Here is a 6906-nt window from a genome sequence, read left to right as displayed (position 1 = left end):
CCCCGGCCCCGGCCGCCGCCAGCCGCGCCGCCCGGACGCCCGCCTCCGCCGCGAACCCCACCTGCAGCGCCTTGGCGTCGGTGCCGAACGCCCGCTGCACGCCGCCCGCCGCGGGCAGCGCCAGGACGATCGCGCGGGCCAGGCCGTCGGCGTCCAGCCCGAGCGCGAGCCCCGCCGCGACGGCCGCGGCCGGGGCCCCGGCGGTGCAGGTGGCGTGCCAGCCCGAGGTGTAGTGCGCCCAGCCCAGGGCGGTGCCGAGCCGGGCCATCACGCCCGCGCCCGCCAGGTAGGCGCGGGCGTCGCCGCCGGCGGCCAGCACGGCGGGGACGCAGACCGTGCTGATGTGGGTGGTCGACGGCAGGTGCAGGTCGTCGAAGTCCAGGACGTGCGCGACCGCCGCCCAGCGGGCGGCGTCCGGCAGCGGGGTGGCGAGCGCGGCCATCGGGTGCTCGCGGGCGGCCAGTGCGACCGCCACGGTGTCCCGCAGCGCCCGCTCGGCGAGGGCGAGGTCTTCGGGGGAGGGGGTGGACTCGGCGGCCCACCGGGCCAGCCTCTCGGCGCTCTGCACCATGCGGACTCCTGTCGCGCGCTCGCTTGATCGAACGATCGTTAAATTACCAGGCCGGGCCCGCTCCGAGCCCGCCCCGGGAGGGGGACGGACGTCACACCGCGCGCCGGACGGGGCCGACCGACCGCCAGGAACCGCGCTTCACCCCCCGGCCCCCCACCCGGCCCCGCCCCCCGTTCCCGTCCGGGCCGACCCGACCGCCGACACCCCGGCCCGGCCCGCGTCCTGACGCCCCCGCGGGCCCCCGCACCGTACGCTCGACCCTGGCCGCAGCGGGGGGGAACACCGACCGGAGGACGCCCGTGGACACGACGGACCCCACACCCCTGTACGCCGAACTGGACCGCCGCAGCGCGGCCGTCGCCGAGCAGGTGATCGCCTGGCGGCGGCACCTGCACCGGCACCCCGAACTGTCCAACCGGGAGGGCGCCACCGCCGCCCTGATCGCCGACCACCTCACCTCGCTCGGCCTGGACGAGGTCCGCACCGGCATCGCCGGGCACGGCGTGGTCGGGGTGCTGCGCGGCGGACGGCCCGGCGGGCGGGTGGTGGCGCTGCGGGCCGACACCGACGCGCTGCCGGTCGCCGACCTGTGCGGCGCCGACTTCGCCTCCTCGACCGTCGACCACGACTACCCCGGCGGCCCGTTCCCGGTCTCGCACGCCTGCGGCCACGACGGCCACACCGCGATGCTGCTCGGCGCCGCCACCGTACTGGGCGGGGTGCGCGAACAGCTGCCCGGCACCGTGCTGTTCGTCTTCCAGCCCGCCGAGGAGGGCCCGCCGGTCACCGAGACCGGCGGGGCCCGGCAGATGCTCGCCGAGCACGCCCTCGACGACCCCGAACCCACCATGGTCTTCGGCATGCACCTCACCCCGCACCCCAAGGGCCACGTCGGCTACCGGGCCGGCAACCAGTACGCCGCCTCCTGCCTGGTCAAGATCACCGTGACCGGCCGCCAGGTGCACGGCTCCACCCCCTGGCAGGGCGTCGACCCGATGCCGCCCGCCGCCGCGATCGTCACCGGCATCGGCCAGCTCTACCGCCAGCTCGACGCCTACCACCCCGTCACCGTCACCATCGGCCACGTCGAGGACATCGGCCGCTTCAACATCATCGGCGAGCACGTCACCCTCTGGGGCACCGTCCGCTGCGCCGTCGAGACCGACATGGCCGACGTCCAGCGCCGCCTGACCCGCCTCGCCGAGCACACCGCCGAGGCGCACGGCTGCACCGCCACCGTCGAGCACCTCCAGGACGTGCCCGCCGTCGACAACCGCCGGGAGTGGCTGGACGCCGCCCTGCCCACGCTGCGCCGGGTGGTCGGCGCGGGCCGCGTCCTGGAGACCGGCGCGACCCTCGGCTACGACGACGTCTCCGAGTTCGTCAACGCCTACGGCGGCCTGTACGTCATGCTCGGCGCCCAGGACACCGAACTCGACGCCGCCGGGAACCCCGTCCCCACCCCCGGCGGCCGCGGCATCGTCCCCAACCACAACCCGCGCTTCTACCTCGACGACGACACCCTCCCCCTCGGCGTCCGGCTGCACGCCCACCTCGCCGCCGACCACCTCACCGGGCGGCTGCTCCCGGCCGACCCGTCCTGAAACCCTTCGACAGCACGGGAGTCCGGCTGCTGCAATGTCCGGACGGACCGGCTGCGGAAGGAACCCTGCGATGACCGAGATCAGGCTGCGCCTGACGGTGCGCGACCTCACCGAGGCCGACCTGCCCTCCTGCGGCTGGGCCGGCTCGCCCAAGCACGTGCGCGAGCTCGTCCACCAGCTCCGCCGCGCCGAGGCCGGCGAGGTCGACTACCTGGCGGTGTGCACCCCGGCCGGCCTCCCCGTCGCGGTCGGCGGCGTCGACTACCTGCCCGCCCCCGGCGCCGGCACCCTCTGGCAGCTCGGCGTCCACCCGGCCCTCCAGTCCTGCGGCATCGGCACCCTGCTGATCCGCTCCGCCGAGCAGCGCATCACCGCCCGCGGCCTGACCGCCGCCGAACTCGGCGTCGAGGAGTCCAACCCGCGCGCCCGCGCCCTCTACGAACGCCTCGGCTACCGCGCCTTCGGCCGTGCCCCCGACGCCTGGGACGTCGAGGACGAGGACGGCACACTCCGGAGGTACGAGACGATGTGCACCCTGATGCGCCGCCAACTCTCCTGAACCACGCGCCCGTTCAGAACCGGAACGCCTTGACCACCGCATGCCCGGCCGCCGCCGCCCGCCCGTAGAACTCCGTCAAATCCCGGTGCTCGCCCAGCCGGTACGCCTTCTCCTGCGCCATGTCCCCGTCCCCGGACGAGAGTCGGATCCGCTCGCCCGCGACCGCCCACAGCGCGTCGAAGTCGGCGCCGGCCAGGTACTCCGCCGTCCGCGCCACCTGCTCGGGCGGCATCACCAGGAACGGCGGCTCCCCGCTCTCCGGGAAGACCGGGTCACCGCCGTACACCGGCAGCGTCCGCACGTCCGAGTCGTTCTCGTCGAGGTCGGCCCCGCCGGTGTACAGCCGCGCGTGGAGGTCGAAGTCCTTCTCGAAGGCGTTCGCGACCCCCGCCGCGTACTCCTCCTGGAACCGCCGCCACGCCGCCAGCATGAACTCCGCCAACCACCCGGCCTCGACGACGAGTTCATCCGGCGGGACGGCGCGGAAGTGCTGGTGGAAGCCCATGGGACACCTTCGGGGGAACGGGAGGCGATCGAACCGGCCACACCCTACGGCCCGCCACCGTCAATCCCGCAACCGCCGCTCCAGCAGCGGCCGTTGTTCCGCCAGCCAGGACTGCAGCCGGTCCCAGCGGGCCCAACCGCCGTACTGGGCGAAGTAGTCGACGAACGCGGCGTCCCCGGCCGCGATCCGGCGGGCGACGAAGGCCCGGCAGACGCCGGTGGCCTGCTCCAGGACGGACGGCAGGGCCAGCCGGTCGGCGGGGGAGAGGCCGTACGCGTCCGCGAACAGGGCCAGCCGGCGCGGCACTTCGAGGTACGCGCGGCCGCCCCGCCCGCCCGGAACACCACGTTCTCCGCGCACACGTCGTTGTGGCACAGCAGCGGCCCGCCCTCCGGATCGGCGAACTCCTCCGGCCAGCGCTCGGCGCAGGGAGAAGAGCAACCACCAGGGGCTCGGGGAACGGCGAGCCCCGGTCTGCGAGAGGTTCACTGCCGGAGCGCGCATCTGCTTCCGGTTCTGTCACGGACACGCAGCAGCACGAACCTCCGGTGGGCTTCGGCCGCCAGCAGCACGGACCCGCCGTTCCCCGGGCCCCTGATCGTGCATGCGAGTCCGCCACCGGCGCCCCCGCGATCCTCCCACAGGTGGCCCGTCCGCCCCGACCGGCGCGATACTCGAACGGACGCCGAACTCCGCGGAGGTGAGGGCGATGCCCGCGACCGCTACCGGAACGACCGCCACGGGAACGACCGCCACCGGCGGTCCGGGCCCCGGCGCGCTGCACCGGTTCACCGCCTGGCTGACCGCCAAGCACAACTCCTCGCTGGTCTTCCTGCTCGCGCTGTCCCTGGGCCTCGGCCTGGTCGCGGCGCAGATCGGCCAGCTCTGGCTGCTGATCGTGTTCTCGGTGGTGTGGGCCGTCACCATCGTCGCGTTCGCCGCCCAGTTCCTCGGCCGCCACGAACGCGCCCACCCGCACGCCGCCTGAACCCCGCACCGCCCGCACCGCCCGGCCCGCTTCGGCGGTGCGCGGTCAGCTCCCGGACCACACCGTGGTGATGTTGCAGAACTCGCGGATGCCGTGGCCGGACAGCTCCCGCCCGTAGCCGGAGCGCTTGACCCCGCCGAACGGGAACGCCGGGTGCGAGGCGGTCATCCCGTTGAAGAACACGCCGCCCGCCCGCAGGTCGCGCACGCAGCGCTCGCGGTCCGCCCCGTCCGTGGTCCAGACGTTCGAACTCAGGCCGAACGGCGAGTCGTTGGCGACCGCGACGGCCTCGTCCAGGTCGGCGACCCGGTACACGGTGGCGACCGGGCCGAACGCCTCCTCGCGGTGGATCCGCATCTTCGGCGTCACCCCGGTCAGCACCGTCGGCAGGTAGTACCAGCCGTCCGCCAGCGCCGGGTCGTCCGGCCGGGCGCCGCCGCAGGCCACCGTCGCGCCGTGCCCGATCGCGTCCGCGACCAGCACCTCCAGGTCGGTGCGGCCCTGCTCGGTGGCCAGCGGGCCGACCTCGGTGTCCTCCGCCGACGGGTCGCCGACGGTCAGCGCCCGCATCCGCCCGGTGAACGCGGCCAGGAACTCCTCGTACACGTCCGTGTGCACGATGAAGCGCTTCGCGGCGATGCAGGACTGCCCGTTGTTCTGCACCCGGGCGGTGACCGCCCGCTCGGCCGCGGCCGGCACGTCCGCCGAGGGCAGCACCAGGAACGGGTCGCTGCCGCCCAGCTCCAGCACCGTCTTCTTGATCTCGTCGCCGGCCACCGCCGCCACCGACCGGCCCGCGCCCTCGCTGCCGGTCAGCGTCACCGCCACCACCCGCTCGTCCCGGATCACCGCCTCCACCTGGGACGAGGAGATCAGCAGCGTCTGGAAGCAGCCCTGCGGGAACCCGGCGCGGGCGAACAGCTCCTCCAGCGCGAGCGCCGTGCGCGGCACGTTCGAGGCGTGCTTGAGCAGGCCCACGTTGCCCGCCATCAGGGCCGGCGCGGCGAACCGCACCACCTGCCAGAACGGGAAGTTCCACGGCATCACCGCCAGCACCGGCCCCAGCGGCCGGTACCGGACGTACGCCGCGACCCCGCCGGAGTCCGCCACGTCCCGCTGCGCCGGGTGCTCGTCGGCGAGCAACTCCTCGGCCCGGTCCGCGTACCAGCGCATCGCCTTCGCGCACTTGGCCGCCTCGGCCCTGGCCTGCGCCAGCGGCTTGCCCATCTCCAGCGTCATCGTCCGGGCCACCTGCTCGTTCGCCTGCTCCAGCAACTCGGCGGCCCGGTGCATCAGTTCGGCGCGGTGCGCGAAGGTGGTCAGCCGCCAGGACTCGAACGCCGACTGCGCGCGGGCCAGCCGGCGCTCCACGGCGGTCTCGTCCAGCGGGTCGAAGACCTCGACGGTGCGGCCGTCGGCCGGGTTGACGGTGGCGATGGCCATCAAGCCATTCCTTCCTCGACTGCCGCCCGGCCAACCGGGCGGGGGCGGACATCGAGGGGAGCGAGGAGGTGGAGACAGGAATCGAACCTATGTACACGGCCCTGCAAGCCGTTGCCTCGCCTCTCGGCCACTCCACCGGGCTCCCTCGCGTGACTCAAAAGCTAGCAGCGGGCGGCCCGGGAGTGAGAGTCCGAACCACCCGGACATCACCCGAATGCCCGGTTTCGACCGAAGTATGACGAACGGTCGGCGGATGATCGAATCATCCCCCCGCCGGTCCGGACCCGCGACTACCCTGGGCCCGTGCAGATCGACGACCTCAAACGCCTCCGCCGGGCCCGCGACACCATGGACCGCGACTACGCCGAACCGCTGGACGTCGCCGCCCTCGCCAAGGTCGCCCTGATGTCCGTCGGCCACTTCCAGCGCAGCTTCCGCGCCGCGTACGGCGAAACCCCGTACAGCTACCTGATGACCCGCCGGATCGAGCGCGCCAAGGCGCTGCTGCGCCGCGGCGACCTGTCCGTCACCGAGGTGTGCATGGCCGTCGGCTGTACCTCGCTGGGCTCGTTCAGCACCCGCTTCACCGAACTCGTCGGCGAGAGCCCCAGCGCCTACCGGGCCCGCGACCACAGCGCCGCCGAACACATCACCGCCTGCGTCGCGATGTACCTCACCCGCCCGATCCGCGGCACCGGCACCGGACGCCCGGAGCAGCCGCCGCGGCCGCCCGCGCAAGAGGCCATGCAAGAGGCCGCGCGGCCGCCTGCGCAGGAGATCAGGAACGGAGAAGCATCCGGCCCCGCCGGTCAGTAGCGTCGGGGGCATGGACATCAAACTCTCGCAGTGCTTCATCGCCGTCGACGACCACGACGCCGCGCTCGGCTTCTACCGCGACGCCCTCGGGCTGGAGGTGCGCAACGACGTCGGCTTCGAGGGGATGCGCTGGGTCACCCTCGGCTCCGCCGCCCAGCCCGAGGTCGAGGTCGTGCTCGAACCCCCGGTCGCCGACCCGGGCGCCACCGACGCCGACCGGCAGGCCGCCGCCGAACTGCTCGCCAAGGGCCTGCTGCGCGCGGTCAACTTCCGCACCCCCGACTGCGACGCCACCTTCGAGAAGATCCGGGCCACCGGCGCCGACGTGCTCCAGGAGCCGATGGACCAGCCCTACGGCGTCCGCGACTGCGCGTTCCGCGACCCGGCCGGCAACATGGTCCGCTTCGCCCAGCCCCGCGG

The 6906-nt window shown here is 74.2% G+C and carries 9 protein-coding genes and 1 tRNA gene; 5 read left to right on the top strand and 5 right to left on the bottom strand.

Annotated features, from left to right (window positions below):
- A partial coding sequence (locus tag ACFUEL_RS31735) for an MmgE/PrpD family protein (RefSeq protein WP_380240356.1) occupies positions 1-571 on the bottom strand: 571 nt, incomplete at its 3' end.
- A gap of 299 nt (positions 572-870) precedes the next feature.
- On the opposite strand from ACFUEL_RS31735, the gene ACFUEL_RS31730 reads away from it, so the two are divergent.
- A complete protein-coding gene (locus tag ACFUEL_RS31730) occupies positions 871-2175 on the top strand; it encodes a M20 family metallopeptidase (RefSeq protein ID WP_380240354.1) in 1305 nt (434 codons plus the stop codon).
- A gap of 70 nt (positions 2176-2245) precedes the next feature.
- Complete coding sequence (locus ACFUEL_RS31725; protein WP_380240352.1) at positions 2246-2734, top strand: GNAT family N-acetyltransferase; 489 nt, start codon at positions 2246-2248, stop codon at positions 2732-2734.
- A gap of 13 nt (positions 2735-2747) precedes the next feature.
- Here ACFUEL_RS31725 and ACFUEL_RS31720 read toward each other — a convergent pair whose 3' ends face one another.
- Together ACFUEL_RS31720 and ACFUEL_RS31715 are read right to left on the bottom strand one after the other, a co-directional pair.
- The gene (locus ACFUEL_RS31720; protein WP_380240350.1) at positions 2748-3239 is read right to left on the bottom strand and encodes a DUF1877 family protein; all 492 of its coding nucleotides are present in this window, start codon (positions 3237-3239) and stop codon (positions 2748-2750) included.
- A 60-nt stretch (positions 3240-3299) separates the two neighbouring features.
- Positions 3300-3599 (bottom strand): hypothetical protein, encoded by a 300-nt coding sequence (locus ACFUEL_RS31715; RefSeq protein WP_380240348.1) that lies wholly within the window; start codon positions 3597-3599, stop codon positions 3300-3302.
- Between the two features lie 349 nt (positions 3600-3948).
- On the opposite strand from ACFUEL_RS31715, the gene ACFUEL_RS31710 reads away from it, so the two are divergent.
- Entirely contained in the window at positions 3949-4227 is a 279-nt protein-coding gene (locus ACFUEL_RS31710) for a hypothetical protein (RefSeq protein WP_380240347.1), read from the top strand.
- A 45-nt stretch (positions 4228-4272) separates the two neighbouring features.
- Here the strand turns inward: ACFUEL_RS31710 and ACFUEL_RS31705 are convergent, their stop codons facing one another.
- Positions 4273-5670, bottom strand: a complete 1398-nt coding sequence (locus ACFUEL_RS31705; protein ID WP_380240345.1) for an NADP-dependent succinic semialdehyde dehydrogenase — start codon at positions 5668-5670, stop codon at positions 4273-4275.
- A gap of 66 nt (positions 5671-5736) precedes the next feature.
- A tRNA-Cys gene (locus tag ACFUEL_RS31700) sits at positions 5737-5807 on the bottom strand.
- Positions 5808-5973: 166 nt separating this feature from the next.
- On the opposite strand from ACFUEL_RS31700, the gene ACFUEL_RS31695 reads away from it, so the two are divergent.
- Positions 5974-6486: a helix-turn-helix transcriptional regulator gene (locus ACFUEL_RS31695; protein ID WP_380240344.1), complete on the top strand. Its 513-nt coding sequence runs from the start codon at positions 5974-5976 to the stop codon at positions 6484-6486.
- A 10-nt stretch (positions 6487-6496) separates the two neighbouring features.
- Positions 6497-6906, top strand: a 410-nt coding sequence (locus ACFUEL_RS31690; protein ID WP_380240342.1) for a VOC family protein, incomplete at its 3' end; no start/stop codon positions are given.

Source organism: Kitasatospora sp. NPDC057198 (assembly GCF_042670125.1).
Classification (GTDB): Bacteria; Actinomycetota; Actinomycetes; order Streptomycetales; family Streptomycetaceae; genus Kitasatospora.
This window is presented reverse-complemented; position numbering and strand designations above follow the sequence as displayed.